Annotated in this window: 20 protein-coding genes; 3 read left to right on the top strand and 17 right to left on the bottom strand. The window is 69.4% G+C overall.

Going from position 1 to position 26,525, the window contains the following annotated elements; translation table 11 throughout:
• Positions 1-301: 301 nt before the first annotated feature.
• The 4 genes from EXE41_RS09005 to EXE41_RS08990 form a co-directional block, all read right to left on the bottom strand.
• Complete coding sequence (locus EXE41_RS09005; protein WP_137690788.1) at positions 302-2,605, bottom strand: glycosyltransferase family 39 protein; 2,304 nt, start codon at positions 2,603-2,605, stop codon at positions 302-304.
• Positions 2,606-2,669: 64 nt separating this feature from the next.
• Complete coding sequence (locus EXE41_RS09000) at positions 2,670-3,818, bottom strand: extracellular solute-binding protein (protein WP_137690787.1); 1,149 nt, start codon at positions 3,816-3,818, stop codon at positions 2,670-2,672.
• Positions 3,819-3,857: 39 nt separating this feature from the next.
• Complete coding sequence (locus tag EXE41_RS08995) at positions 3,858-5,039, bottom strand: alpha-1 4-glucan-protein synthase (protein ID WP_137690786.1); 1,182 nt, start codon at positions 5,037-5,039, stop codon at positions 3,858-3,860.
• Between the two features lie 30 nt (positions 5,040-5,069).
• Entirely contained in the window at positions 5,070-6,203 is a 1,134-nt protein-coding gene (locus EXE41_RS08990; RefSeq protein WP_137690785.1) for a lysylphosphatidylglycerol synthase transmembrane domain-containing protein, read from the bottom strand.
• Between the two features lie 119 nt (positions 6,204-6,322).
• On the opposite strand from EXE41_RS08990, the gene EXE41_RS08985 reads away from it, so the two are divergent.
• Both EXE41_RS08985 and EXE41_RS08980 read left to right on the top strand, forming a co-directional pair.
• On the top strand, positions 6,323-6,625 hold the full coding sequence (locus EXE41_RS08985; protein WP_094520559.1) for a hypothetical protein: 303 nt from the start codon (positions 6,323-6,325) through the stop codon (positions 6,623-6,625).
• Positions 6,626-6,697: 72 nt separating this feature from the next.
• Positions 6,698-7,258 (top strand): rhomboid family intramembrane serine protease, encoded by a 561-nt coding sequence (locus EXE41_RS08980; RefSeq protein ID WP_049932268.1) that lies wholly within the window; start codon positions 6,698-6,700, stop codon positions 7,256-7,258.
• A gap of 98 nt (positions 7,259-7,356) precedes the next feature.
• Here EXE41_RS08980 and rpsJ read toward each other — a convergent pair whose 3' ends face one another.
• The 6 genes from rpsJ to EXE41_RS08955 form a co-directional block, all read right to left on the bottom strand.
• Positions 7,357-7,665 (bottom strand): 30S ribosomal protein S10, encoded by a 309-nt coding sequence (gene rpsJ / locus EXE41_RS08975; protein WP_004048854.1) that lies wholly within the window; start codon positions 7,663-7,665, stop codon positions 7,357-7,359.
• Positions 7,666-7,668: 3 nt separating this feature from the next.
• Entirely contained in the window at positions 7,669-8,934 is a 1,266-nt protein-coding gene (gene tuf / locus EXE41_RS08970; protein ID WP_049932267.1) for a translation elongation factor EF-1 subunit alpha, read from the bottom strand.
• A 166-nt stretch (positions 8,935-9,100) separates the two neighbouring features.
• Entirely contained in the window at positions 9,101-10,096 is a 996-nt protein-coding gene (locus EXE41_RS08965; protein ID WP_089308662.1) for a homoserine dehydrogenase, read from the bottom strand.
• Positions 10,093-10,710, bottom strand: a complete 618-nt coding sequence (locus tag EXE41_RS08960) for an amino acid-binding protein (protein ID WP_137690784.1) — start codon at positions 10,708-10,710, stop codon at positions 10,093-10,095. The genes EXE41_RS08965 and EXE41_RS08960 overlap by 4 nt, the downstream gene beginning before the upstream one ends.
• Positions 10,707-10,862: a hypothetical protein gene (locus tag EXE41_RS19055; protein WP_158294402.1), complete on the bottom strand. Its 156-nt coding sequence runs from the start codon at positions 10,860-10,862 to the stop codon at positions 10,707-10,709. Before EXE41_RS19055 ends, EXE41_RS08960 begins: the two co-directional genes overlap by 4 nt.
• Positions 10,863-11,044: 182 nt before the next feature.
• Positions 11,045-13,234, bottom strand: a complete 2,190-nt coding sequence (locus EXE41_RS08955) for an elongation factor EF-2 (protein WP_049932262.1) — start codon at positions 13,232-13,234, stop codon at positions 11,045-11,047.
• A 194-nt stretch (positions 13,235-13,428) separates the two neighbouring features.
• On the opposite strand from EXE41_RS08955, the gene EXE41_RS08950 reads away from it, so the two are divergent.
• A complete protein-coding gene (locus tag EXE41_RS08950; protein ID WP_049932261.1) occupies positions 13,429-14,070 on the top strand; it encodes a bifunctional 4-hydroxy-2-oxoglutarate aldolase/2-dehydro-3-deoxy-phosphogluconate aldolase in 642 nt (213 codons plus the stop codon).
• A 55-nt stretch (positions 14,071-14,125) separates the two neighbouring features.
• On the opposite strand, the gene polC is transcribed toward EXE41_RS08950, so the two are convergent.
• The 7 genes from polC to EXE41_RS08915 form a co-directional block, all read right to left on the bottom strand.
• Positions 14,126-19,171, bottom strand: a complete 5,046-nt coding sequence (gene polC / locus EXE41_RS08945; RefSeq protein WP_137690783.1) for a DNA polymerase II large subunit — start codon at positions 19,169-19,171, stop codon at positions 14,126-14,128.
• 34 nt (positions 19,172-19,205) lie between these two features.
• Complete coding sequence (locus EXE41_RS08940; RefSeq protein ID WP_049932257.1) at positions 19,206-19,625, bottom strand: PPC domain-containing DNA-binding protein; 420 nt, start codon at positions 19,623-19,625, stop codon at positions 19,206-19,208.
• Between the two features lie 246 nt (positions 19,626-19,871).
• On the bottom strand, positions 19,872-20,252 hold the full coding sequence (locus EXE41_RS08935; RefSeq protein WP_049932256.1) for an iron-sulfur cluster biogenesis protein NfuA: 381 nt from the start codon (positions 20,250-20,252) through the stop codon (positions 19,872-19,874).
• A gap of 77 nt (positions 20,253-20,329) precedes the next feature.
• Positions 20,330-20,659 (bottom strand): DUF5783 family protein, encoded by a 330-nt coding sequence (locus EXE41_RS08930; RefSeq protein WP_007995328.1) that lies wholly within the window; start codon positions 20,657-20,659, stop codon positions 20,330-20,332.
• A 293-nt stretch (positions 20,660-20,952) separates the two neighbouring features.
• On the bottom strand, positions 20,953-23,088 hold the full coding sequence (gene katG / locus EXE41_RS08925) for a catalase/peroxidase HPI (RefSeq protein WP_137690782.1): 2,136 nt from the start codon (positions 23,086-23,088) through the stop codon (positions 20,953-20,955).
• Between the two features lie 333 nt (positions 23,089-23,421).
• The gene (lpdA, locus tag EXE41_RS08920; RefSeq protein WP_137690781.1) at positions 23,422-24,849 is read right to left on the bottom strand and encodes a dihydrolipoyl dehydrogenase; all 1,428 of its coding nucleotides are present in this window, start codon (positions 24,847-24,849) and stop codon (positions 23,422-23,424) included.
• Entirely contained in the window at positions 24,849-26,504 is a 1,656-nt protein-coding gene (locus EXE41_RS08915; protein ID WP_137690780.1) for a dihydrolipoamide acetyltransferase family protein, read from the bottom strand. The genes lpdA and EXE41_RS08915 overlap by 1 nt, the downstream gene beginning before the upstream one ends.
• Positions 26,505-26,525 lie beyond the last annotated feature (21 nt).

Here is a 26,525-nt window from a genome sequence, read left to right as displayed (position 1 = left end):
CCCATCGCGGCGTTCGATCTCGCTCCACAAACGACAAGTCAATCCACGCGATACGTTTGCTGAGGCGCTCGGTTTCGGCCATAGACACTCTGAAGTCGAGCGCCTCATCCTCTAACTTAACGCGACCGTGCTGTGAGGGGCGGGACTCAAAGGGATAGCCCCGAGGCCGCGGTAGGCGACGTAAGCACCGCAGCGAGCGGAGCGACACAGGAGCGCAACGAGCGTACCGCGGCCTCGCGGCTGGGGCTTTGGAGGTTGTCACCACCGATCCACCAGCAACTGCGTGTGAGATATCGACGTATTAGTCGCTCGCCTCGGCGGCCGTCTCGAAGACGACCCACTCGGGGTGGGCGTCGGGCTCGTCGGGGAGGTACGTCCCCTCAGTCCCGCACGCCGTGACGAGCCGACAGGTCGAGCGCTCGGGCGGCCAGACGACCTCGACACGCTCGCCGCTGGCTCCCGCCTCGCTGCCCTCCGTCACCCGAACCGTCACCTCCTGCCGGTAGGTGAACGTCGCGCCGGCGGGGTCGACGAGCGTCACGGTCACGGCGACCGCGTCGCCTTCGGGGTCGAACGGCACGGGGTCGCCCGCCTCGGGGTTGCCCGCGGCCGCCGCGCCGGGCAACCGGACGCCCTCGGGCGTCACCACCCAGTCGACCGCGAGCGAGTCGCCGAGATCGCTCACCGTGTAGGAGACGTGGTCCGGACCGCCCGGAGCGCCCCGTCGCGGGTCGACGCGGACCTGCGCGCGGGCGACGCGGTCCGGCACGCCGACGGTCGTCTCGGCGTCGATCCGAGCGCCAGTGCGCCGGTCGAGCGGTTCCAGCTTCGGCGTGACGCGGGTCTCCGGATCCGCGGTCCAGACCCCCTGATAGCCGTAGCGGTACAGGGTGCGGTCCGGGTACGCGTCCAGCACCGCGAAGTTCTCGACCGGGTCGCGGTCGAGCGCGTACACGACCTCGCCGTCGAGCCCCGGCCCGTTCCGGAGGTACTGGAACGGGTGGTTCTGCCACTCGCCGTACGGCGTCGGCACGAAGACGAGCCCGTCCTCGAAGGTCGTCTCGTCGAACGGCGCGTACGCGGCCTCGTGTTTCGCGTCGACCGCGGCGTTCCGCTCGATCGGATCCGCGGCCGCGTCGACCGCGGCCACGCCCGCGACGACGACCGCGCTCGCGACGACGACCGCGAGCGCCACGCGGGCGACCGTCCCCGAGGCGCCGCGGGAGACGAGCCGGTCGCGGGCCGCGGACAGCGCCCGGGCGGCGGCGGCGACGGCCAGCCCGCCGAACACCGACAGCGGGACGAGCAGGTCGAAGTGATAGAACGGGCCGAACAGCGACGCGAGCCCGTCGGTCGGGTCCGAGAGGTCGGCGAGCGCGTTGTGCGTCCCCCAGAAGTAGAGGTTCCCGACGACGACAGAGACGGCGACGCCGACGAGCAGCGCCGTCGCTGTCCGTCGGAACCCGGGCGTACCGGACGCGTCGTCGGCCGCCCGGTCGTAGAGGAGTCCGCGCGGATCGCCGGTCGCGCGCCACCCGCGGAGCGCGACCGCGCCGCCGACGAGCGCCGCGAGCGTTCCGAGCGGGCCGGCGGCGAACCAGCGGGTCGCGATCTCCCGGAGCGCGTACCCGTTCGACTCCAGCGCCAGCCCGAGCGTGTAGTCGACCGAGTGGCCGAGGATCCGGCGCTCGCCGAAGCCGGGGCCGTCCATCGGCGCGAACACCTGGTACGGGAACACGAGCGGGGACCCCGTCATCCGGGCGTTGTACGCGAGCGTGACGCCGACGAACAGGGTACCGAACAGCGCCGTCAGCCCGTGGCGGCGGACCGGGTCGGGGAGCCCGCGGACGCCGGCGTCGACCAACGCGCGCGGCGTCGACGCCGCGGACTCGGCGCCGAACCGCCGGGTCGCCGACGCGACGCGCCACAGCGCGTGACAGATGAACGGGGCGGCGAACAGCACCGCCGTGTACGGCCGCGCGAAGAAGGCGACCCCGATCGCGAGGCCCGCGACGCCCGCGGCCCTGAGGGACTCGTCCCGGACGCTCCGGAGGTACGCGACCGCGAAGACCAGGTTGAAGAGCGTCGTCGGCGCGTACGGAAGGAACGCCGAGGAGGTCGCGATCGCCATCGGCGACGCGGCGAAGAGGACGGCCGCGGCGAGGCCCGCCCGGCGACCGACGGCCGCGGAGCCGAGCAGGTACACCAGAGCGGCGTTCCCGGCGGCGACGACCGCGAGAGTCACGCGCGGCTCGCCGAACAGGGCCATCGAGACGGCGAACGTCGCCGCGGGAACGGGGTTGTACTTCGGGTAGAGCCGCCCGCCGTCCTCGATGAAGAACCACGGGTGGACGGCGTCGGCGAGCGAGCCGGCGTGGAACGCCAACTGACCGTCGAGGAGGAGGGCGGCCTGCGTGAGGTAGACGCCCTCGTCGTGGTTCGCCGAGTGGTGCGAGAAGACGGTGACGGCGACCGCGAACGTCAGGGCGCCGGCGGCGACGGCGACGAGCGCCGCGGCGAGGCTCACCCGGTCGGCGCGTTCGAGCCGCTGGCGGAGGCGGACGAGGAGCCGGCGGGGACGGAGCGACGGTGGGAGAACTGACACGGTCGGTGGAGTGAGGCTGTGAGCGTGACGGGCGCGCGACGCGACGCGGGGGCGAGGCGGCGGCTCAGATCTGGACGCCGGCGTCGCGCATGAGGTCGATCGTCGGTTCGAGGTTGGACAGCTCCGAGAGGTCGATGTCCGGGACGTCGAGCTCGTCGATCGTCGGGAGGTCGCCGATCGGCTCGACCTCCGGAATCAGCGGGTACTCGAAGGTGGAGCGCGCGAAGTAGTCCTGCGCCTCCGCCGACAGCAGGTGGCGGACAAAGTTCGCGGCGAGGTCAGCGTTCGACGCGGTGTCGACGACCGCGGCGCCCGCGACGTTGAACACCGCGCCCGCGTCGCCCTGCGTGAAGGAGGTCGCGATCGGGGCCTCCGGGTTCCCGTCGAGCACGCGCTGGATGTAGTAGTGATTGGTGAACGCGGCGTCGATCTCGCCGTCGGCGATCTCCTGACACGCGCGGAACTCGTCCGGGTACGTCGCGGCGCCGCGCTCGACCATCGCTTCGAGCCACTCGCGGGTGGCCTCCTCGCCCTCCAGCAGCCGCATCGCGGTGACGAACGCCTGCGCGGAGCCGTACGATGGCGCCCAGCCGAGGTCGCCCTCGAACTCGTCGGGGTACGCCATGATGTCGTCCGGGAGCCCGTCTTCGGAGACCGACTCGGTGTTGTACGGGACCGTCCGGGCGCGCCCGGAGGTGCCGACCCACTGTTCGGTGTGGAACTCCCCGCGGACCTTCCCGGTCACGTCGTCGGGGAGCGCCTGCGTGCGTCCCGCGTCGGCGAGCGCGCCGAGCGAGCCAGCGTTCACCGAGTAGAACACGTCGGCCGGCGACCCCTCGCCCTCGTTGATGATCGCGTTCACGTGGTCGGTCGAGCTGTTGTACCGAACGGTCAGGTCGAGGTCGTCGTACAGGTCGTCGATGTAGCCGACGAGGTCGCCGACGAGGAACTCGCCGCGGCCGGAGTAGACGGTGAGTTCGCCCTCCAGCGCCGGCATCTCCGCCATCGGCGTCCCGCCGGGGGCGTCGCGCCCGGCGCGACCGGAACCGATCTGCCCGATCGCCGGTCCGCCGTCGCCGCCGTCGGAACCGTCTTGATCGTTGCTCCCCGTACAGCCGGCGACCCCCGCGACGCCGACCGCGCCGGCCGCCGCGAGGAACTTCCGCCGTCGAACGTCGCGCCCGTCTCGTGCGTCGGATTCGTGGGTCGTCATGTGTTTTAGGCTTGCCTAAATGGTTTTAGTCGTGTCGGTTCAGTCGTCCGCGGGCGCCGGCGTCCGCCGGATCGCGTCGAGGCAGTCGAGCCAGTCGCGCATGTACTCGCCGCAGTGGTTGAGGAACGCGCCGTTGTTCCACTCGTCGAAGTCGCCCTCGGCGAGCGCGTCGGCCATCGCGTCGAAGACCGCCGCGTACGAGTCGGCGTCGGCGCCCGCCTCGTCGACGGCCTCCCAGACGTGCTCGTTCAGCTCCAGCCCGGCCACCTCGTTCGCGAGGTCGTCGAACGTCGAGCGCGGGGCCTTGTTGTGTTCACAGAGCGGGTCGCCGTTGTAGATGCGCTTGCCGAGCACGTCGCAGGCGCGCTTTAAGAACAGCCCCGACCAGATGTCGTCGAACCGCCCCACGTCCCACTCGTTGTCGTCCATCGGCAGCTGGTAGAACGCCGGGATCACCTCGCGGCGGAACGCGAGGTTCATCGAGCAGACGGTGAGGTAGTTGCCGCGCGCGGCGACGAAGTCGTCGCCGAAGTCGTCGGCGGTCGTCCGCGTCTGCGCCTGACCCTCCAGGTCGCCGTCCATCAGGATCCGGACCGCGTCGAGGTCGGGGACGTTCGTCCATAGCCCCTGCGAGGCGACGACCTCACCGGCCTCGACGTCGACCGCGTCGGTCTCGACGGTCTCGCCCATCGCCGAGTACGGGTAGCCGCGCGGGTAGAGGCCGTGCTCGTCGGCGTTGTCGTAGAGGACGTTCACCCAGTCCTCGTCGGAGCTGACGCGCTCGACCTCCCCCTCGAACGCGAGGTTCGCCATGTGTCGACCGAAGTAGTCGACGTCGTCGTGCGGGAGCGTGTCGTCGTCGATGAAGACGCCGTAGTCGAACGACTCGTCGGCCCACATGTACAGCAGGCCGAAGCTCGTCTCGGCGTGGCTCGCCGCCGGGACGACGTGGCCGTACTCCGCGACGCCGTTGGCCTCGTACCACTCCTCGCGGCGGCTGCCGTCGAACACCTCGCCGGAGACGTCGAGGTCGTCGAGCATCGCGCGCATCTCGTCGGTCTCGCAGAAGTCCTCGGTGACGAGGACGAAGTGGAGCCGCGAGACGTCGAACCCGTGCTCGCGGGCGTTGGCGACGTACGCGCGGAGGCACTCGTACTCCCTGATCGTCGGAACGATGACGCAGATATCCGAGCCGTCGCCGCTCGGGGCGGTAGCCGTCATACGCGTTAGTTTTTAGGCTGGCCTAAAAGTTTAGCGGTCCGTCGTCGGCTGCGTCGCGGTCGCGTCGGGTTCCCGCTCCGACTCGTCGGGAGCGCGCGTCGGCGACAGGTCGAACGCGGCCGCGACGGCGCCGCCGCCGGCGAGCGTGACGGCGTTCTTCAGCGCGTGGTCGAGGGCCGCCGCGGCGAGCGCGACCTCGGCGGAGATCGGCGTCGCGGCGACGACGATCCCGGTGAACGCCGCCTCGTACAGCCCGATCCCGCCCTGCGAGAGCGGCAGCACCTTCGCGAGGTTCCCGACCGAGACGGCAAGCGTCCCGACGACGGCGAGCGCGACCGGATCGACGGGCCCGCCGAACCCGCCCACGAGCGCCGCGAGGACGAAAACAGCGGTCGCGACGTCGAGCGCCCACACGACGCCGCTCGCGAGCGACACCCGAACGAGCGCGCCCGCGTCCGCGGCGACGACGCGGACGGCGGCGCCGAACCGGACCGTCGCGTCGACGGCCCGGGCGAGCCGGGACCCCGCAGCGCGATCGCGGAGGGCCGGACCGAACTGCCGGTCGCTCCGAGCGACAACGACGGTGAGCGCCGAGAGCAGCGCGGCCGCGATCGCAGTGCCCCCGGCGACGACGAGCACCCGACCGGAGCCGTCGGGCGCGACGACCCGCCCCCCGGCGAGGCGGACGGCGAGCGCGGCGCCGCCGAGCGCGCCGAGCGCGATCAGGTCGAAGGCGCGCTCGACCGCCAGCGATGCGACGCCGGTAGCGTAGGGGACCTCACGGCGGTCGTTCAGCAGGTACGCGCGCACCCCGTCGCCAGCCCGGGCGGGGACGATCAGGTTCGCGGTCTGGCTCGCGAACACGGTCGCCGTGAGGAACGCCGTGCGACACCGGTGTCCCATCGGCCCGAGCACGTCGCCGTACCGCCGGCCGCGGACGGGCCACGACGACAGGTACGCGACGAGCGCGGCGGCGACATAGACCGGGTCCGCGGTCGCGACCGCGTCGACGACGGCGGCGAGGTCGAGGGTCCGCGTCAACACCGCGCCGCCGATCGCGAGGACGAGGACGGTTCCCGCGACCGCGAGCGACCCCCGAGGGACGCGCGCTCGGAGCCGGGAGAGGCGTTCGCGGAGTCGAGCGGCGGCGGTTCGCGGTCTCATACGATTATTTAGGTCGCCCTAAAGAACATAACGCTGGCGGTTCGCGGAGGCGAACCGGCGGGGCGGGCCGGACCCGGCGCGACGCAACACGTTTGTTCGCGGGAATCGAACAACTACGCATGAGCGCGAACGAGGCAGACGCCGGCGCTGCGACCGAGGACGTGCGGATGTGGCTCGTCGAGCGCACGTACTCCGACGACGAGCAGAACATGGTGATCCTCACGTACGCGACGCCGGACGGCGAGCGCTACTTCCGCAAGGAGCGCGCGCTCACCTCCTTCACGGACGTGCGCGACACCACGGCCGCCGTCGACGCGGCGCCGTCGAACGTCGGCGCCGTCGACGACCCCGACGACCGCGAGCGCTACGCCGCCGAGGCGACGCGGATGGCCCGCGCCCACGACCCCGACGACGTCATCTGAGCCGCACCGCGGACGGGCCGCGAGCGACCGGGCCGCACAGCCTTTTCACCGCCCGGGCCCAACGCCCGGCCGATGCGCGCCACTCTCGAAACGCTCGGCGTCGCCCTCCTCGTCGGCGCCGCGCAGGCCCTCCTCGGCGTCGTCGGCCTCGCCGGACTGTTCGCGCTGTCGACCCCCGTCGCCGTCGCTCCCTGGACGCTCGTCACGAGCGTGTACGCGCACGGCTCCGTCGGCCACCTGCTGGCGAACGCCCTCGCGCTACTGCTCGTCGGGCCCCTGGTCGAGCGCCGGACGACCCGCGCCCGCTTCCACGCGTTCGTGGTCACGACGGGCGCGCTCGCGGGCCTCGCGCAGGTGACCCTCGGGAGCCTACTCGGCCCGCCGGTCGCCGTGTTGGGGATCAGCGGCGCGGTGTTCGCGCTCGGCGGCTACCTCCTCGCGGGAAACGTCGTGAGCGAGACGCTGTTCGACCGCCTGCGCCTCTCGCCGCGAGTCCAACTGGTCCTGTTCGGGCTCGTCGCCGTCGTCCTCACCGCGACGACGGCCGCGCCGGGCGTCGCGCTGATCGCGCACGCGACCGGGGCGTTCTGCGGGCTCGTCGCCGGACGCGTCGGCCTGCTCGACGCGCGGTGACCGGAACCGGACCGGACGGTGGGCGCGGGCCGCGATCGACGGCGCCGAGGCTAGGCGATGTGAAAAACGAAAGGGGTGAAAGAGAAACGCCCTAGCGCTCAGTCTTCGAGAACGATCTCGATGCTGACGTCGTTCGGCACTTGGACGCGCATGAGCTGGCGGAGCGCGCGTTCGTCGGCGTCGATGTCGATCAGACGCTTGTGGACGCGCATCTCCCAGTGCTCCCACGTCGCCGTCCCCTCACCGTCCGGGGACTTGCGCGACGGGATCTCGAGCGTCTTCGTCGGCAGCGGGATCGGGCCCGACAGGGCGACTCCCGTCGAGTCCGCGATCTCGCGGACGTCGTCGCAGATGTCGTCGAGGTCCTCGGGGCTCGTGCCGGCGAGGCGGACGCGTGCCTGCTGCATCGATTATCGCTCGTTGACGTCCAGCACCTTGCCGGCCGCGATGGTCTGACCCATGTCGCGGATGGCGAAGCTGCCGAGTTCCGGGATCTCGCCGGACGGCTCGATGCTGAGCGGCTTCTGGGGACGCACGGTGACGACCGCCGCGTCGCCGGACTTGATGAAGTCCGGGTTCTCCTCGGCGACCTCACCGGACGAGGGGTCGATCTTCTGATCGATGGACTCGATCGTACAGGCGACCTGCGCCGTGTGGGCGTGGAAGACCGGGGTGTAGCCGGCCGTGATGACCGACGGGTGCTGCATGACGACGACTTGGGCCTGGAACGTCTCGGCGACGCTCGGCGGGTCGTCGGCCGGGCCACAGACGTCGCCGCGGCGGATGTCGTCCTTGCCGATGCCGCGGACGTTGAATCCGACGTTGTCGCCGGGCTCGGCCTTGGGCACCTCTTCGTGGTGCATCTCGACCGTCTTCACCTCGCCGCCCACGTCGGACGGCTGGAAGGAGACGTTGTCGCCGGTGTTGAGGATCCCGGTCTCGACGCGTCCCACGGGGACGGTCCCGATACCGGAGATGGTGTACACGTCCTGGATCGGCAGGCGGAGCGGCGCGTCCGTCGGCGGCTCGGCCTCCGGCAGGTCGTTGAGCGACTCCAGCAGGGTGGGGCCGTCGTACCACGAGGTGTTCTCGGACGCTTCGGCGACGTTGTCGCCCTCGAAGGCCGAGATCGGCACGAACGTGGTGTCGTCGGTCGCGAAGCGGACCTGGTTGAGCAGGTCCTCGACCTCGCTGATGACCTCCTTGTAGGAGTCCTCGCTGTAGTCGACGAGGTCCATCTTGTTGACGCCGATGATGAGCTCGTTGATCCCGAGCGTGCGGGCCAGGAACACGTGCTCGCGGGTCTGGGGCGCGACACCGTCGTCGGCCGCGACGACGAGCACCGCGTTGTCGGCCTGCGAGGCGCCCGTGATCATATTCTTCACGAAGTCACGGTGGCCCGGACAGTCGACGATGGTGAAGTAGTACTCGTCGGTGTCGAACTCCTGGTGGGCGATGTCGATCGTGACGCCGCGCTCGCGCTCCTCGGCGAGGTTGTCCATCACGTAGGCGAACTCGAAGCCGCCCTTGCCCTTCTCTTCGGCTTCCTCGCGGTGCTGCTCGATTACGTGCTCGGGGACGCTCCCCGTCTCGAAGAGGAGGCGACCCACGAGCGTACTCTTGCCGTGGTCGACGTGGCCGATAATGGCCAGGTTCTGGTGCGGTTTGTCACTCATGGGGTAATCACGCGCTAAGGCGCTCTGTGAGTAAGTTTCGGTTGATTCCACTAAAACGGTTTCGATACGGGCCACAGAGTATCGTGCCGCCGTCTTGCGATTCTCGACAACCCGGGGCACGCCACACGGCCGCACGGAGACCGTCGGTGGGCGAGTCGGGCGTCGGCTACTCCAGCCGGCCCACGTCGCCGAGGACCGCGCTCGCGGTCTCGGGGCCGCCCGCGCCGCGGCCGGAGATGTTGAGCCGGCCGGCGTGGGAGGTCTCGATCTGGACGATGTTCTGCGTCCCCGAGACCGCGAGCGTGCCGTTCTCGGGGACGAGCCGCGGCGCGACGCGGACGGTCTCGCCCGTCGCCTCGCCGATCAGCCGGACCGTCCGCCCGTCCTCGGCCGCGAGGCGGAGCGCGGAGCCGGGCACGTCGCGGATCCCCGAGACGTCGGCGTCTTCGAGCGTGAACTCCCGGGCGTCGGCGGGGTCGTCGACCGCGCCGAACGAGAGCACGTTCGCGAGGATGACGCACTTCAGCGCCGCGTCGGTGCCGTCCACGTCGAAGGAGGGGTCCGCCTCCGCGACGCCGAGGTCCTGCGCCTCCGCGAGCACGTGGTCGTAGTCCAGCCCCTCGGCGGCCATCCGCGTCAGGATGAAGTTCGCCGTCCCGTTGAGCACGCCCCGGACCGCCGTGACGTGGCCGGGCTCGATGTCCTCGACCGTCGACACTGCGGGGATCGCGCCACCCACGGTCGCCTCGAACCGGATCTCGCCGTCGCTGTCGCCGACGGCCGCCCGTAGGTCGCCGTACCGCTCCGCGACGGGGCCCTTGTTCGCGAGGACCGCGTGGCGGTCGCGCTCTAAGGCGGTCGTCACGTGCGAGAAGCCCGGCTCGGCGTCGCCGAGCGTCGTCGGCGTCGCCTCCACGAGGACGTCGTAGTCGGCCGCCAGCGCGTCTGCCGGGTCGTCGTCGCCGACGATCCCCCGTTCCGCCTTCCGCGCCACGACCGCGTCGGGGTCGACGCCGACGGCCTCTCCGCCGGAACCGCCCGTCCCGTCCGCGACGACCGCGGTCGACGAGTCGGCGACCGCGACGACCTCGTGGCCGTGTTCGCCCGCCAGCTCGACGACGGAGCGCCCGACGGCGCCCGCACCGATCACGGCGAGCCTCACGCCTCCACCCCCGTGAGTGGCTCAACGACGCGGAGGTCCTTCTCCGCGGCGAGGTCGCGGACCGCGGCGAGCGCCGCGTCCGTCTCGCCGGCCCGGGCTTCGAGCCGGAGCCGCGCGCTCGACACCTCCTCGGTGCCCTGCGGGGCCGCGAGCGACACGTCGGCGACCGACGCCGACTCGCAGGCCTCAATGCTCGAGAGCGTGTCGGAGAGGTCGGTGTCGATGAGGTGGCCGAAGAGGAGCAGCGTCACCTCCTCGGTGTACCGCTCCGTGCCGGCCTGCATCACGTTCACGCCCTCGCTACGGAGCGCGTCGACAATCTCCTCGAACCGGTCCGGCGTCGCCTCGAAGTCGACCTCGACCGGGATCCGGCCGCGGGGCGTCTTGTTCCCGCGCTCGTGGTAGATCGACAGGAGGTTCCCGCCGTTGTCGGCGATCGGGTGGAGCGCGGCGAGCAGCTGCCCGGGCTCGTCGACCAACTCCAGCCGGACCGTGTGCGTCGAGACCGCCGTCGAGGCGTGGCCGCCGTCGGGCGACGCTCCCGAGTCGGGCTCGTCGACGCCCGCCTCCGCGTCGAGCGCGGCCTCCGGCGCCCCGTCGCGACGGTCGCTCACGGCGCCACCTCCGGCGCCGCGCCGCGCCCGGCTTCATCGCGGCCGGTCGAGTCCGGATCGCTCGTCCGCGGACGCGCTCCTGTCCCCGACGTGGAGCGGTCGCTCGGTGGCTCCGTCGCGGTGCGCCGGGGGGGAGTCGTGCCCGTCTGCATACCCGAACGGAGTCGGACGATCCGGTATAAGCCTTCGGCGCTGGCAGGCGTTGCCTCGCTTCCGTGCCTGTCAACGCGGCGCACGGTTCGGGAGGGTCTGCCGCGATCGACGGCGTCGGGGCTCTCAGGCGGAAGACGCGAGAGAGAAGTTGACCGCAGAGACCGCGGACCGCGTCGTCGACTTAGAAGTAGTCGATCGACTGCGGCAGTTCGAGCTTCATCCCCTTGCGCTCGCGGATCTCCATGATCTTCTCGCGCTGGAGATTATCGACGAGGACGCGGAAGCCCGCGTTCTCGGTGTTCCACGAGGCGCGGCCCTCGGTGGCCGAGCGGATGTCGGAGGAGAACCCGATCATCTCCTCGACGGGCGCGATGCCCTCGACGACCATGAGGTCGCCCTCCTGGTACATGTCGTCGACGCGGCCGCGACGACCCTGGATCTCGCCGGAGGCCGCGCCCATGTGTTCGCTGGGCACGTCGATCCGGACGTCCTGGATCGGTTCGAGCAGGCGGACCTCGCCGTCGATCAGCGAGCGGTGGACCGCGTCGCGGACCGCCGGGATGACCTGCGCCGGACCGCGGTGGATGGTGTCCTCGTGGAGCTTCGCGTCGTGGAGTCGGAACAGCGACCCCTGGACCGGCTCGGCGGCCAGCGGACCGTCGTCGAGCGCCTCCTGAAGCCCCTCCAAGACGAGCTCCATCGTCTCGTTGAGGTGCTGGATCCCCTTCGTGTCGTCGATGAGGATGTTGGTCCGGTGGATGTCCTCGACGTTCTGGGAGGTGTCCTTGTCCATGCCGGCCTCCTGTAGCGCCTCGCGGCGCTCCAGTTCGGGCATGTCCATCGAGACCTCGCCGAGCTGGATGGCGTCGACGATCTCCTGGTCCATCGGCTCGACGGTGATGTAGAACTTGTTGTGGCGGTTCGGCGACTGCCCCTCGACCTCGCGAGAGGACTCCTGGGGCTGCTCGCGGAACACGACGATCGGTTCGCCGGTGATGACCGGGATGCCCTGGTTGTCGCGAATCCGCTGGGTGATCACTTCGAGGTGGAGCTCACCCTGCCCGCTGATCAGGTGCTCCCCGGTGTCCTCGTTGATCTCGATCTGGATCGTCGGGTCCTCCTTGGCGACCTGCTGGAGCGTCTCGATGAGCTTCGGCAGGTCGTCCATGTTCTGCGCCTCGACGGACTTCGTGATGACCGGCTCGGAGATGTGTTCGATCGACTCGAACGGCGTCATCTCAACCGAGGAGACGGTGGAGCCGGCGATGGCGTCACGCAGTCCGGTGACGGACGCGATGTTCCCCGCCGGGACACGGTCCACCTCCTCGCGTTCGGACCCCATGAAGAGCCCCACGCTCTGGATGCGGTTCTTCCCGGCCGTGCCGGAGACGTACAGCTCCTGGCCCTTCTCCAGCGTGCCGGAGAAGACGCGGCCAGTCGCGATCTCGCCCGCGTGCGGGTCCATGGAGATGTCGGTGACCATGAAGACGACGTCGCCGTCCTCGTCGACCAGCTGCATCCCCTCGGCCAGCTCGGTGTCCGGGTCACCGCGCCAGATGCGCGGGACGCGGCGGGGCTGCGCGTCGACCGGGTTCGGGAAGTGTTCGCAGACCATGTCGAGCACGACGTCAGACAGCGGCGTCCGCTCGTGGAGCTCCTGCCGCTTGTCGTTCTGTTCGAGCTCCATGATGTCGCCGAAGTCCATGCCGGTCCGCTGCATCGAGGGCATCGAGACGCCCCACTTGTACAGCGCGGAGCCGAAGCCGACCGTGCCGTCCTCGACGGAGACGGTCCAGTCCTCGGGGATGTCGTCCATGTTCTCGGCCATCCCGCGGATGAGCTCGTTGACGTCGGCGATGACCGACATCAGCCGCTCTTGCATCTCCTGGGGCCCCTCCTGGAGCTCCGAGATGAGGCGGTCGACCTTGTTGATGAACAGCGTCGGCTTCACGCCCTCGCGGAGCGCCTGTCGGAGCACCGTCTCCGTCTGGGGCATCGCGCCCTCGACGGCGTCGACGACCACCAGCGCGCCGTCGACCGCGCGCATCGCGCGAGTGACGTCGCCCCCGAAGTCCACGTGGCCCGGGGTGTCGATGAGGTTGATGAGGTGGTTGGTGTCCTCGTACTCGTGGGTCATCGAGACGTTCGCCGCGTCGATGGTGATCCCGCGCTCCTGCTCGTCCTCCTTCGTGTCCATCGCGAGCTGCTCGCCCGCGGTGTCCTCGGAGATCATCCCGGCGCCCGCCAGCAGGTTGTCAGACAGCGTCGTCTTCCCGTGGTCGACGTGGGCGGCGATGGCGATGTTCCGGATGTGCTCCGGGTTGTCCATCAGCCGCTCACATTCCTGAACGATCTTCTTGCGTCGGCCCATTATACCGAGTGTTACCGAAAGGAGGGTCAAAAGGGTAGTGTTTCGTCGCGGCCGATTCGCCGGGGATCACCCCCGATCCCCGGCGATTTCGTGTCGCACAGTGTCACGGAACGACCGCCGCGGGCGCCCGGGTCGAGACCCCAGCGGAGCGGGCATCGGCGCGGTTTTAAGGGCCGACTCGGGAAACGGTGAGTATGAACGAGACGCTCTCACGGCTCGTCGACAGCGGCGTCGTCGCGGTGCTCCGCGGGGTGCCCGCCGACCAACTCATCGAGATCGCGGAGGCGCTCCGCGAAGGCGGCGTCACCGCCGTCGAGATCACCGCCGACACGCCGAACGTCGCGGACCTCATCGACGAGGTGACCGCCTCCTTCGACGACGAGGTCGTCGTCGGCACCGGTACCGTCCTCGACAGCGAGACGGCCCGGACGACGCTGATGGCGGGCGCCGAGTTCGTCGTCTCGCCGAGCCTCCACGAGGACGTCATCGAGACGTGTAACCGCTACGGCGCGGTCAGCGCACCCGGCGTGATGACGCCGACGGAGGCGGTCCGCGGCTACGAGGCGGGCGCCGACTTCGTGAAGGTGTTCCCCGCGAAGACGGTCGGGCCGGCCCACCTCGGCGCGATGAAGGGGCCGCTCGGCCAGATTCCGATGATGCCGACCGGCGGCGTCAGCCCGGACAACGCCGCGGAGTACGTCGAGGCGGGCGCGTTCGCGGTCGGCGCGGGCGGCGCGCTCGTCGACTACGACGCCGCCGAGCGCGGCGACTACGAGGTCATCACCGAGACCGCCCGCGAGTTCACGCGGGTGGTCGAGGAAGCGCGCGGCGACTGAACCCCGAGGGTCCGGCGCGGTGAGGCCCGCTCGACCCGCGGCCGCTCCCCCCACCTCACATGAAGTCCGCGATGCCGGACTGCTTGTTCGTGTCGTCCTCGAAGATCGACTCTAACGACTGGTCTAACACCTTCAGCCGCTGTTTCGTGTAGGGCCGGCAGTCGAACCGCTCCGCCACCTCGATGGCGGTGTCAACGTACTTGCTCACCGACCCCTCGTGGACGGTGAGGTTCACGCGGCCGCCGCACTCGCGGCACTCGCCCGTCAGCGGCATCCGCCGGTACTTTTCGCCGCAGTCGAGACAGCGCGTTTCCTGCCGCGAGAACGCCCGGAGGTTCCCGATGATGTCCGGCAGGAAGTGGTACTCGATCACCCGCTCCGCCACGTCGGTCTCGTCGACCGCGCGGAGCTTCCGGGCCAGCTCCAGCTGGGCGTCCATCTTCTCCATCATGTCGCCGAGCGTCTTGTACGCCGAGAGGTCCGGTCCCATCGCGATGTCGGTGGTGTCGTGGGTGTGGTCGAACCCGTGGTACTCGTCGTCGGTGCCGAGCGTGTCCTCGCCGATCTGGATCAGCTCCTCGACCGCCTCCGGGTCGGCCATCTCTCGGGACGCCTCGTACAGCTCTTTGGGGTACTCCCGCACGATGTCGACGTTGTGCGCCTCGTCGTCGATCTCGGAGGGGTCGATTCGCGAGGACATCACCAGCGGCGCGTCCATCCGCCCGCCGCGCTGATCGGGCAGAAATTCTTTCGAGAAGTTGAGCAGTCCGTCCATAAGCAGCATCACGCAGTCCTCGTCACCGTCACACTGACCGGAGTACACGTCGTTCGCGACGAGCGTGTTTGTCTCCTCAACAGTCAGACAATATGTGAATTCGATGTCGGACTGGACCATCTCGACAGAGACGACTTCGTCAACCCAAACGTCGCCTCCGTCACCGAAGAGTCGCTGTGTTCGGGTATCGACGCGGTCCAGCACGTCAGTAAGCGTCTCGTCCTTGCGGCCGAGATGGAAGCCGACTCGGTCGGCGAACCGCACGGCGTTCTGTGATGTGATCTTGAGGACCCAGGATTCGAACGACTGCTCGCCGTCGTAGAACTCGGCCACCGCACCCGTCTTCGGGGTACGCTCCTCGCGATACACTTTCGTAGCGATACCGAACCGCTTGAGGGCTGCGATTAGGTCGGACTGTAGGTCGTCGCTCACCGTATGTGCGCGAACCTCGACGCGTTCGCTAGACGTACTTCCGTCGCCAGAGAAGTACGCCGCGAGGAACGTTCGGAGAATCGAGTCCGGTGCGGAGAGCACGCAGTCCGGGATTAGTTTCGTCTCCGCACGACTCCCGGCGTCAAGAACATCCGAGAACAGCGTCGTGACGAGGCGACTGGAAACAGTAATCTTCCATTCGTTCTCCTCGAACGCCTCAACGTCAAATACGTCGTCAAAGACGTCAATGATCTCGTCGCGTGGCACGTCGTCCGGCGTACAGATTGTCGTCTGGTAAAATGACCCAGCCTCCTGCCGGGTGAACCCTTCTGCAGCGTAGTATCCGAGCATCGTGCCGACCGTCTCGTCGACATCGAACTGACGCGAAATCGAAGCGCTGTCGCGACGGATTCCAAGTGTCACGTCGGTGGGAACGCGTTCGACGACAGTGTCGCAGTCGTACAGTTCGATCAGAACGCCGGCCGAGATGCTGTCGCGAGACACCCAGTTGTACACCGTCGACTGACTAACGTCGAGGAGTTCCGCAACAGGCTTCAGGTAGTTCTCGGCGTCTGTCGCATCATCGAGGAGTTGTTTGAGATTAGATTCGCCGAGCCCGCGGATCATCAGGTCGTCGTTCGAAACGGCGTCCGCGTCGAGGAATTCCGCGAGCAGGTCGAACGTCGCTGTTTCCCCGTCAACCGAGATCTGTTTCGGCGCAGGGAGCGCATCTTCCGTGGTTAACTCTCGGGCCGACACGCGCTCGATTCCATCGCCGGTCCACCGACGCATCGAGTGGTCGGGCGTCACCGTCAGCTCCCGTCCACTCTTTGTTTCGACGCGGACGAGGTGGTCAGGCGAAGGATGCTTCGAGAGTGCTTCGGCCCGTTGGAGCGTTTTCTCGCCATCCTCAGTTACGGACGGTACATACACATCGTCATCGAGTTTCTGGACAAGCGTCCCGAAGTCGTCCTCTTCAGCCGTTTCGGCGTCAAGTCGGTCCTCAACGAGTGTCTCGATGGGGTCGTAGTGCCACTTTCCGGCTTCGTCCTCGTACCAGATTTTCGTCTCCGGGTGGAAGCAGTTCCGCCGTTTCGCGGCGTGAAAGTACGGATGTGCGTATCCGACCGCGGCCGACGTGAAACCCACCACTCTCCCGACAGTCGCGGCGCTCGTGTGGGGAGCCATCCCGAAGACGAGCTCGCCGACGAGGTCGTCGCGCTCGTTCACCTCGTAGAAGCGGTCGAGCCCGTAGAACTGTTCGAGGAGGTCGTCGACGAAGTCGGCGGTCTTGAGCATGTGCTCGGCCGCGCCGTCCGAGAGGACGATGTCCTGGACGCGCAGTTCGACCACCTGGTCGTCGTGGCGCAGCGGCTCGCCGTCAATATCGGTCTCGTAGCCGAGCTCGCGGAAGTGGTCGGCGGTGACGTCGAGCTCCTCGGGCCGGACCGCGGTGACCGGGAGGTCGGTCATGTCGTACCGGACCGTTCCGTCCTTGAACGACGTGACGCCGTTCTTCGCGCGGAGGACGCCCTTCTCGATCGGCTCCGGCGTCTTGTTCCGCGAGGTGAGCCCCTGAACCCCCTTCAGGATCTCGAAGGCGGACTCGCGCTCGCCGACCGTCTCCAAGGCGGTGCGGTACGCGTCGTTGACGTCGACCTCCTGATACCCCGCGGCCGTCACCTCCCACTCGCAGTTCGGGCACTCGACGCGGCCGGCCTCGTCGGGCTCGCAGACGGTGCCGCAGTCGTTACACTCGTAGTGCGGTTCGGTGTGCGTCTCGCAGTCGGGGCACAGCGCGGCGTAGGTGTGCTCGCCGCAGTCCGGGCAGACGCGGTCGGAGACCTCCAGTTCGTGTCGCCCCCGCCGGCCGGTGTCGTCCATCGCGTTCGCGGCCTCGGCGACGTCGCGCTGGGGGCCGCCCGCCTCGTTGATCGGGAAGAGGGTGTGGACCGCCGGCGAGAGGTCGCGGCTCTCCGACTTCTCGGGGCGTCCCATCCGGTTACCGATGCGGGTGGGGGCCCGCTCGCGCACTTCGAAGGGGGCGACCTCGTTGACCGCGCGGATCGCGTTCTCGCCGTCGGCGTACTCCCGGGCCGCGGGGGAAAGGTCCGCGGGGTCCCACTCCTTCCGGAGGCCGCCGTCGATCCCGAGCGACCGCGCGAGCGGCCGCCACGTCGGGATCCGGAGGGCGTCCGGGGTCGCCGCGTGTTCGATCAGCAGCGACTCCAGCGTGTCTTGGACCTGATCCGTGCGCTCGATCGCGAGGACGCCCTCGACGACCTCGCCAGCCGCGATCGCGTCGGCGAGCGCCGCGAACGCGTCCACCGACACGTCGTGCCAGAGGTAGGTGTACTCCGGGTGGAGCGGGCAGTCGTGCTCGCGCGCCCACGAGAGCGCCCGGTCGACACCGGGGTGTTCGAGGTCGACGTGCGGGTCGTCGCGGAGCGCGCGGACGTCGGCGCCGGCCGCCTCGAACTCCTGGACCCACCACTCGGGGGCGTACGAGGCGGGCGCGAGCGGGTGGTTGTTCTCGACGAACTCCCCGTAGTTGACGAGGTACTCGCCCAGGTCGAGGACCTTCTCGACGCCGTTGCGGAGCTCCTTCGCCTCCTCGGGGTCGTCGATCCGGCGGACCTCGCCGTTCGCGAGCCGGACCGTGGGGCCCTCGATGGAGTCGACCGGGACGACGCCGTGCGCCTTCCCCGGCCGCTCGGTCTTGATCTGCGTGCCGGCCGCGAGGAAGTCGTCGACGATGTGCATCGTGGCGGGGTGGACGCCGCCGGTCGCGAAGCCGTGGTTGCGCGCCCGGCCGTACCGGAGTCGGAAGCCGCCAGCCTCGCTCGGGTGGGTGAACACGGGCCGCCCCGCGATGAGGTCGCGGAGGAACTTCTGTGAGGGGTCGGCCCGCGGCGGTCCGGCCGCGTCGTCGGCCGCGCTCTCGTCTCCCTCGGTGTCCGCCGCGTCGTCGGCTTCGGCGTCGCCGTCACCGTCTCCCGTGCCGCTCTCGGTGTCCTCGTCGGCCGCGGCGCCCCCGTCGCCCGCCCCGTCTTTCCCGATCGTCCCGTCGATCAGGTCCTGGAGCCACGGCCAGTCGACCTCCTCGAGGTCACGGGTGTACCGCTGGATCTTCGGGGCCTTCAGCGCGATCCCCTCGGCGGCGACGAGGCACATCCCGCCGCGCGCGGAGTTGGTGTCGACGCGTTCGAGGTCGCGGAACCCCGAGACCTCCTCGTCGCTCGTCGCCTCCCCGTCGAGCATGACAGGGATGTGCTTGGCGATGAACTTCGACTCCTTGTCCTTCGGCGTGTACTGGAGCCCGGTGTCCTTGTCGTAGAGGGCGATCTCCTCGGCGTAGCGCTCGACCTCCACGTCGCGGGGCTTGTACTCGTCGACGTCGAGCAGCGACCGGGCGTAGTCGGCGACGAGCACGGACAGCGCCTGCGCCGTCCCGCCCGCCGAGCGGATCGGACCGGCGTAGTAGACGTTGACGAACTCCGTGCCGTCGTCGTTCTCCAACAGCTCGACGCGGTCGATCCCCTCGATCGGCGCGGCGACGACCCCCTCGGTGAGCAGCGCGACCGCGGTCCGGACCGCCCCCTCGATCTTTCCCTCGCGGGAGTCGTAGTCACCGACGTTGCCGTCGACGAAGTCAGTGACCAGCTCCAGAGCCGCCTCCTCGCGAGACATCTCGCCCTCCAGCTCGCGGACGCGCTCGGCGACGCCGTCGATGCCGAGGATGTTCTCGACGCGGTCGGCCATGTCGCGGGCGATCGGGATCTCGATCTCCGGTTCCGGGTCCCGGCCCTGCTCTTTGGCCGTCTCCGCGACATCCCACGCCTCGTCGAGCCGCTCTTCGATCCGCGCGAAGTAGCGCTCGTCGTCCGGTCTCATCGGGCCTCTGGGGTCCGGTGGCGCGGTCGACGGGTCACAGCCACAGGTCGAGGTCCGTCGCCTCGTCGTGCGAGCGCTCCAGCGGCTCGGCGAACGCGCGCAGGTGACACTCGCCGGCCCAGACCGTCGCCGAGTCGAGGTGCCCCGCGAGCGCCTGTCCGCTCGGCCGCGAGAGGACGGCGTGGGTGTGTGCGAACACGTCGCCCTCCAACAGCGAGACGTTGCCCACGCAGGCGGCCACCTCGAGCGGTTCGTCGAACGTCACCGAGCGATACTCGGTCTCGTCTTGGTCGTAGAACCAGACGTCCGCGTCCTGGACCGCACCGAGCGCCGTGAACCAGCCGGCCTCGACGTCTTCCTCGCGGGCGAGCGACTCGATCTCCTCGCGCCAGTCGGCCCCCGTTTCGAACCGCGCGACGTACTCCGCCGTTGGTTCGACCTCGCGGTGGTACATAGCAACTCCCCACGGCGGCCGGGGAGAAAAAGGCTTCAGTCGGACCGAGGAGGACGGCGGACTCAATTCGATATAGCGTTATGTGATACATCTAGCGACGACAGCGAGAGTCAGAGAGACGACAATAAGGCCGAGAGAACGCGTCTACACCGTAGAAACGGTGGATCTACAGAGATAGGCGGTTCAGTAGCTGACGGCGTTGCGACTCGCGGAGCGGAAAGAGAGGAAAGGCGTGTTCGGCCGGGTTCAGAACGGCGCCTGGGGGCCTTCGTCGTCGCCGTCGTCGTCGGTCGTCTCCCCGGGGAAGGAGGGAGACATCCCGCCGCCGCTGCTGGTGCCGCCGAGGTCGCCGTCGGCGCCGGCCGACGCGCCGGTGTCGGCGTGGACCGTCTCGATCTCGGGGATCTCTTTGACCATCCGGGACTTGATCGCCTGGATCGTCATCGGGGAGATACCGCAGCCGGAACAGGCCCCGCCGAGCTGGACCGTCACCTCGCCCTTCTCGCGGTCGAGGTGGGCGATGGCGGCGCTGCCGCCGTGCATCTGGATCTGCGGGAAGTTGCGCCGCAGGAAGTTCGTGATCCGCTCGCGGAGTTCGTTGTCCGCGTCAGCCGTGTCCGTGCTCATGCTCGCGAGTTGGCGGGCACCGGGCTTATGCCTTTGGTTCGGCCGGATCCGCTCCCGTCGCGGGCCGCGTCGGACCCCTACTCCGGTCGGTCGACCCCAAGGGTCCGGTACAGTTCGGACTCGATCCGCTCGACGTACTCCTCGAGCGTCTCCTCGAACGTCTCGTCGTCGACCGCGACGGCGCCGCGGATGCGCTCGCGCGGGTTCTCCGGGAGCTCGACGCGGAACTCACCGTCCTCGTAGAACGGCTCCGACTCGTTGAGCACGGTCTGGTCGATGCCGTGGATCAGCTCCGAGTCGTACCGGTCGTTCATCTGGTTGAACGCGTTCTTGTACGCCCGCTGGAGCTCGTTGAAGTAGTGCGCGTACTTGTCCTCGAACTTCTCCGGGTCGAACTCGTCGGCCATGTCGCCAGCGAGGGCTCGGCGGGAAAAAAGCCGGTCGATCGCCCCCGAGACGCCGAAACGGGGGCCCCCTCGAACTCGCGGTTCGGGGAGAGATTCGAACGTGGCCGACAAGATAAATTATATGTCGCGATATAGAATTTGATCGGCGCCGGTCACCGGGTCCGAAGCGAGAGTCACGACTCGGCGGCCGACAGCGAGAGGCTCGAACGGCGGGCGACGACGGAGCGACGCACCACCGGCCCGCGTTCGGCGGGGGCAGAGTCAGAGAGAAAACCGGGAGCGCGGCGATCGGGTTACTCGAGATCGAAGCGGTCGAGCTTCATGATCTCGCTCCACGTCGCGGCGAAGTCCTCGACGAACTTCTCCTCGTCGCTGGCGTACACGTCCGCGATGGTCCGGAGTCGCGCGTTCGAGCCGAAGATGAGGTCGGCGCGCGTCGCCTCCCACGCGACCTCACCGGTGTCGCGGTCGCGGATCTCGTAGACGTCCTCGTCTTCGGTGACCGCGTCCCACTCGTACTCCATGTCGAGCAGATTCGCGAAGAAGTCGTTGGTGAGCGCGTCGGGCTCGTCGGTGAAGACCCCGCGGTCGGAATCGCCGTACGTCGCGCCGAGCGCGCGCAGACCGCCGGCCAGAACGGTCATCTCGCTGGCGGTCAGGTTCAGCAGGTCCGCCTTGTCGACCATGAGGTCCTCGACCGGCTCGTCGGCGTCGCCGAGGTAGTTACGGAAGCCGTCGGCCTCCGGCTCGAGCGCCTCGAAGGAGTCGACGTCGGTCTGCTCCGCCGTCGCGTCGACGCGGCCGGGCTCGAACGGCACCTCGACGTCGTAGCCCGCGTCGGCCGCGGCCCGCTCGACGGCCGCCGTCCCACCGAGCACGATGAGGTCGGCGAGCGAGACGCGGACGTCGTCGTCGCGCGACTCGTTGAACTCGGTCTGGATCTTCTCGAGCGTCGAGAGGACGTCAGCGAGCGCCTCGGGCTCGTTGGCCTCCCAACTTCGCTGCGGTTCGAGGCGGATGCGGGCGCCGTTGGCGCCGCCGCGCTTGTCGCTGTCGCGGTAGGTGGACGCCGCCGCCCACGCGGTCTTGACGAGTTCGCCGGTCGACAGGCCGGACTCGAGGAGCGCGTCCGTGAGCTCGGCGACCTCCGCGTCGCCGACGGTCTCGTAGTCGGCCTCGGGCAGGGGGTCCTGCCAGATCATCGTCTCCTCCGGGACCTCGGTGCCGAGGAACCGCTCCGGCGGGCCCATGTCGCGGTGGATGAGCTTGTACCACGCCTTCGCGAACGTCTCCTGGAACTCTTCGGGGTCGTCGCGGAACTCCTCTAAGACGGCCCGGAAGTCGTCGTCGTGCTTCAGGGCGACGTCCGTCGTGAGCATCATCACGTCCTCCTTGTCGTCGGGGTCCGCGACGCCGGGCGCGGCGTCGTCGAGCTCGTCGTTCTCCGTTGTCCACTGCCACGCGCCGCCGGGACCCTTCTCCGGCTCCCAGTCGTAGGTGAGCAGGTTGTTGACGTAGCTCATGTCCCAGACGGTCGGGGTGGCGTTCCACGGCCCCTCGATGCCGCTGGTGATCGCGTCGGGGCCCATCCCCTCGCCGAACTCGTTGTCCCAGCCGAGTCCCTGAAGGTCGATGGGGGCGTCCTCGGGCTCCGGACCGAGGTTGTCGCCGTCGTCGGCGCCGTGGACCTTGCCGAAGGTGTGGCCGCCGGCGATGAGGGCGACGGTCTCCTTGTCGTTCATCGCCATGCGGCTGAACGACTGGCGGATGTTCTTCGCGGACCCTTCGAGGTCGGGCTCGCCGTTCGGCCCCTCGGGGTTCACGTAAATGAGGCCCATCACGGTGTTGCCGAGCGGCGCCTTGAGGTCGCCCTCCTCGTCGAAGCGCTCCTCGGAGGTCGTCTCGAACTCGCTCTCGGGGCCCCAGTCGACCGCGTCGTCGCCCCGGAAGTCGTCCTCGCGCCCGCCCGCGAAGCCGAACGTCTCGAAGCCCATCGACTCGAGCGCGACGTTGCCGGCGAGGACGATGAGGTCCGCCCACGAGAGCTTCTCGCCGTACTTCGTCTTCACTGGCTCCAGCAGCCGCCGGGCCTTGTCGAGGTTCACGTTGTCCGGCCAGCTGCTGATCGGGGGGAGGCGCTGGTGGCCGCCGGCGGCGCCGCCGCGGCCGTCGAGCGAGCGGTACGTGCCGGCGCTGTGCCACGCCATCCGGATGAACAGCGGCCCGTAGTGGCCGTAGTCGGCTGGCCACCACTCCTTCGAGTCGGTCATCACGTCTTCGAGGTCGGACTTGACCGCCTCGAGGTCGAGCTCCTCGAACGCCTCGGCGTAGTCGAACTCCTCGCCGTAGGGACCGATGTCGGCGGAGTTCTGATCGAGCAACTCCAGGTCCAACTGGTCCGGCCACCACTCTTGGGTGTTACTAGCCATCAAAAAATAGTCGCCCTTCTTTACGGATAATATTGTCTAATACGAGGAGACAATAATCGATATAACGGAGAGTTTCTATCGAGGAACTGAAGTTCTGTTTTCCGATCTGCGAAGTCGGCGTCGTGGACCGCAGCGGCGCTCCGCATGGCGTGCTCCGCCGGAAAGCGAGTGGCGACCACGCTACGGATCGAGAAGTCGACAGTTCGATAATCATGTGTGAGAGTTCCACCCGAGGGAGGCGGGCGCGTCCGTTCGCCTCGCGGCCACTTCTGACTCCGCGCGGGAGCGTCGAGTCGCCGACGGCGCCGACCCGGGGTCTCGAAGACGGGCCGCTCAGCGGTTCAGCGTGTGGATCGCCTGCCCGCGAGCGTTCTCCGCGGCCTCCATCACCGCCTCCGCGAGCGTCGGGTGGGTGTGGACGGTGGCGGCCACGTCTTCGAGGGTCGCGCCCATCTCGACCGCGAGCGCGACCTCCGCGATCAGCTCCGACGCCTCGGGTCCGACGATCTGCCCGCCGAGGACGAATCCGGTCTCCTCGTCGGCGACGATCCGGGCGAACCCCTCGGTGTGGCCGGTCGTCATCGCCCGGCCGGAGGCGTTGAACGGCATCTCGCCGACGACGGGATCGAAGCCGGCGTCCTCGGCCTCGGCCTCGGTCATCCCGACCGTCCCGATCTCGGGGTCGGTGAACACCGCGGCGGGGACGGCCTGTCGGTCGAGCGCGGCGGGTTCACCGGCGATCACCTCGGCGGCGACGATCCCCTCGTTCGAGGCCGCGTGCGCGAGCATCGGGTCGCCCGCGACGTCGCCGACGGCGTGGATGTGCTCGACCGCCGTGCGCGTGCGATCGTCCGTCTCGATGAAGCCGCGGTCGTCCGTCTCGATACCGGCGTTCGCTACGTCGAGGCCGTCGGTGACGGGCTGACGGCCGACCGCGACGAGGATCTTGTCGACGCCGTACGTCGATTCCTCGCTGTCCTCCGTCTCGGTGTGGAGGAGGTACCCGCCGTCGGGCGCCTCCGACCACTCGCTCGCGCCCTCGCCGAAGTTGAACTCGACGCCGAGCTCCGCGGCGCGCTCCCGGACGATCCGCTTCACGTCGTCCTCGTAGGGGTCGAGGATGTCGTCGAGCATCTCGACGACCGTCACGTCGGCCCCGAGCTTGGCGTACGTCGTCGCCAGCTCCATCCCGATGTAGCCGCCGCCGACGATCCCGAGCCGGTCCGGGACGGTGTCGGCGTCGAGCGCGTCGGCGGAGCTCCAAACGTGGTCCTCGGCGAACTCGAAGCCCGGGATCTGGATCGGACGCGAGCCGGTCGCGACGACCGCGTGTTCGAACGAGAGCGTCTCGGAGCCCTGCCCGTCGCCGCCGTGCGCGACGCGGACGGTGTCCTCGCCGACGAACGAGGCGGTCCCCTCGATCAGGTTCACGCCGTTCGCCTTACAGAGCTTCTCGACGCCGCCGGTGAGCCGGTCGACGATGCCGTCTTTCCACTCGATCATCTTCCCCATGTCGACGGCGGGGTCCGCGTGGACGCCCATGAACTCCGCGTTGCCGGCCTCGTGGGCGAGCCCGCTCCCCGTGATCAGCGCCTTCGAGGGGATACAGCCGCGGTTGAGACAGGCGCCGCCGTAGGCGTCCTTCTCGACGAGGGTCGTGTCGAGCCCCTCCTGTGCGGCGCGGATGGCGGCGACGTAGCCGCCCGGCCCCGCGCCGATGACCAGTACCTCTGTTCCCGTGGTGACATCTCCGACGACCATTATTCGTTGAGTAACAGCAGGGGGTTTTCCAGGTGTTCCATGACGGTGTTCGCGAACTCGGCCGCGACCGCGCCGTCGACGACGCGGTGGTCGATCGATAAGGACAACGGGAGCGTCGGCGCCGGGACGACCGTCGAGTCGTCCGAGTCGTCGAGGAACTCGGACTCGACGTCCGCGTGGTCGCGGACGACAGGGCGCTCCTCGATGGCCCCGAGCCCGAGGATCGCCGTCTCGGGGTAGTTGATGATCGGCGTGGCGTACTCGCCGCCGATCGCGCCGAAGTTGGTGATAGAGAAGGTCCCGCCCTGCATCTCCGCGGGCTTGAGCTTCCGCTCTCGGGCGCGCGAGGCGAGGTCGTTCACCGCGTCGGCCAGCTCGAAGAGCCCCTTCTCGTCGACGTTCTCGACGACGGGAACCATGAGACCCGCGTCGGTCGCGACCGCGATGCCGAGGTTGTACTCGCTTTTCAACACGATCTCCTCGTCGTCCTCCCGGAGCTCGCTGTTGAGGTACGGGTACTCCTTCAGCCCGGCGACGATGGCCTTCATCACGAACGGCATGTAGGTGAGCTTCACCCCCTCGGCCTCGGCCTTCGGCTTCAGCTCCTCGCGGGCCTCCACGAGCGCGTCGACCTCGGCGGTGTCGTGGTGGGTGACGTGCGGCGCCGTGAACTTCGAGCGCTCCATCTGCTTGCCGATGGTGCGCCTGACGCCGCGGTACGGGACGGTCTCGTCGCCCGACGCGGGAGCGCTCGTCTCGGACGCGTCGCCGGCGGTCACGGCGGGCTCCGTGCCCGCGCCCGTCTCGACCGGTTCCGGCTCAGGCGTCGACGCGGGCGACTCCAGCGCGTCGGCGTACGCGTTCACGGCCTCGGCCGTGACGAACGCCTCGCCGTCCCGGGTCTGGTCGGTCGGCACGTCGTCGATGTCCACGTCGCGGTCGCGCGCGGCCTTCCGCGTGGCGGGCGTCGCGAGCGTCGTCTCCCGGCCCGCGGGGTCGGGCCCGCCGGCGGGCGTCGCCGGGGCGTCGGCGGAGCCGTCGTCGGCGCCGCGCTTGCTGACCGCGGACTTCCGCCCGTCGGAGCCGGTATCGGTCGGCGTCGGCGCGGGACGGGGTTCGGGGCCGTCGTCCGGGGCGCCCGCGTCGGCGGCCCCGGCGTCGCCCTCGGCGTGGGCGCGCACGTCGGCCTCGGTGACGCGGCCGCCGGGGCCGCTCCCGTCGACGGCCGCGACGTCGACGCCGAGCTCGCGGGCGAGCCGGCGGGCCGACGGCGGCGCGAAGGTGCGTCCGGCGGGCGTGTCGGGCTCGGCGTCGGCCGCCTCGGTGGTCGGCTCCGACGCCGACTCGTCGGGCGAGTCAGGCTCCGGCTCCGGTTCGGCCTCCGCGTCGTCGCCGGCGGCCGCCTCGCCGTCCTCGTCGACGCGGAACGAGATGATCACGTCGCCGACGGGGACCATCTCCCCCTCCTCGGCGAACAGCTCCTCGACGACGCCGTCGTAGCTCGACGGCACCTCGACGAGCGCCTTGTCGGTCTCGACCTCGGCGACGGGCTGGTCCTCCTCGACGCGGTCGCCGGGCGCGACCAGCCAGCTGACGAGTTCGCCCTCCGCGACGCCCTCGCCGACGTCGGGCAGTTTGAACTCCTCGACCGTCATTCGTCGCCCCCCTCGGCGGTC

Source organism: Halorubrum sp. SD690R (assembly GCF_005435035.1).
GTDB lineage: Archaea > Halobacteriota > Halobacteria > Halobacteriales > Haloferacaceae > Halorubrum > Halorubrum ezzemoulense.
The sequence above is the reverse complement of the archived record's forward strand: the minus strand, read 5'-3'. Positions and strand labels throughout refer to the sequence as shown.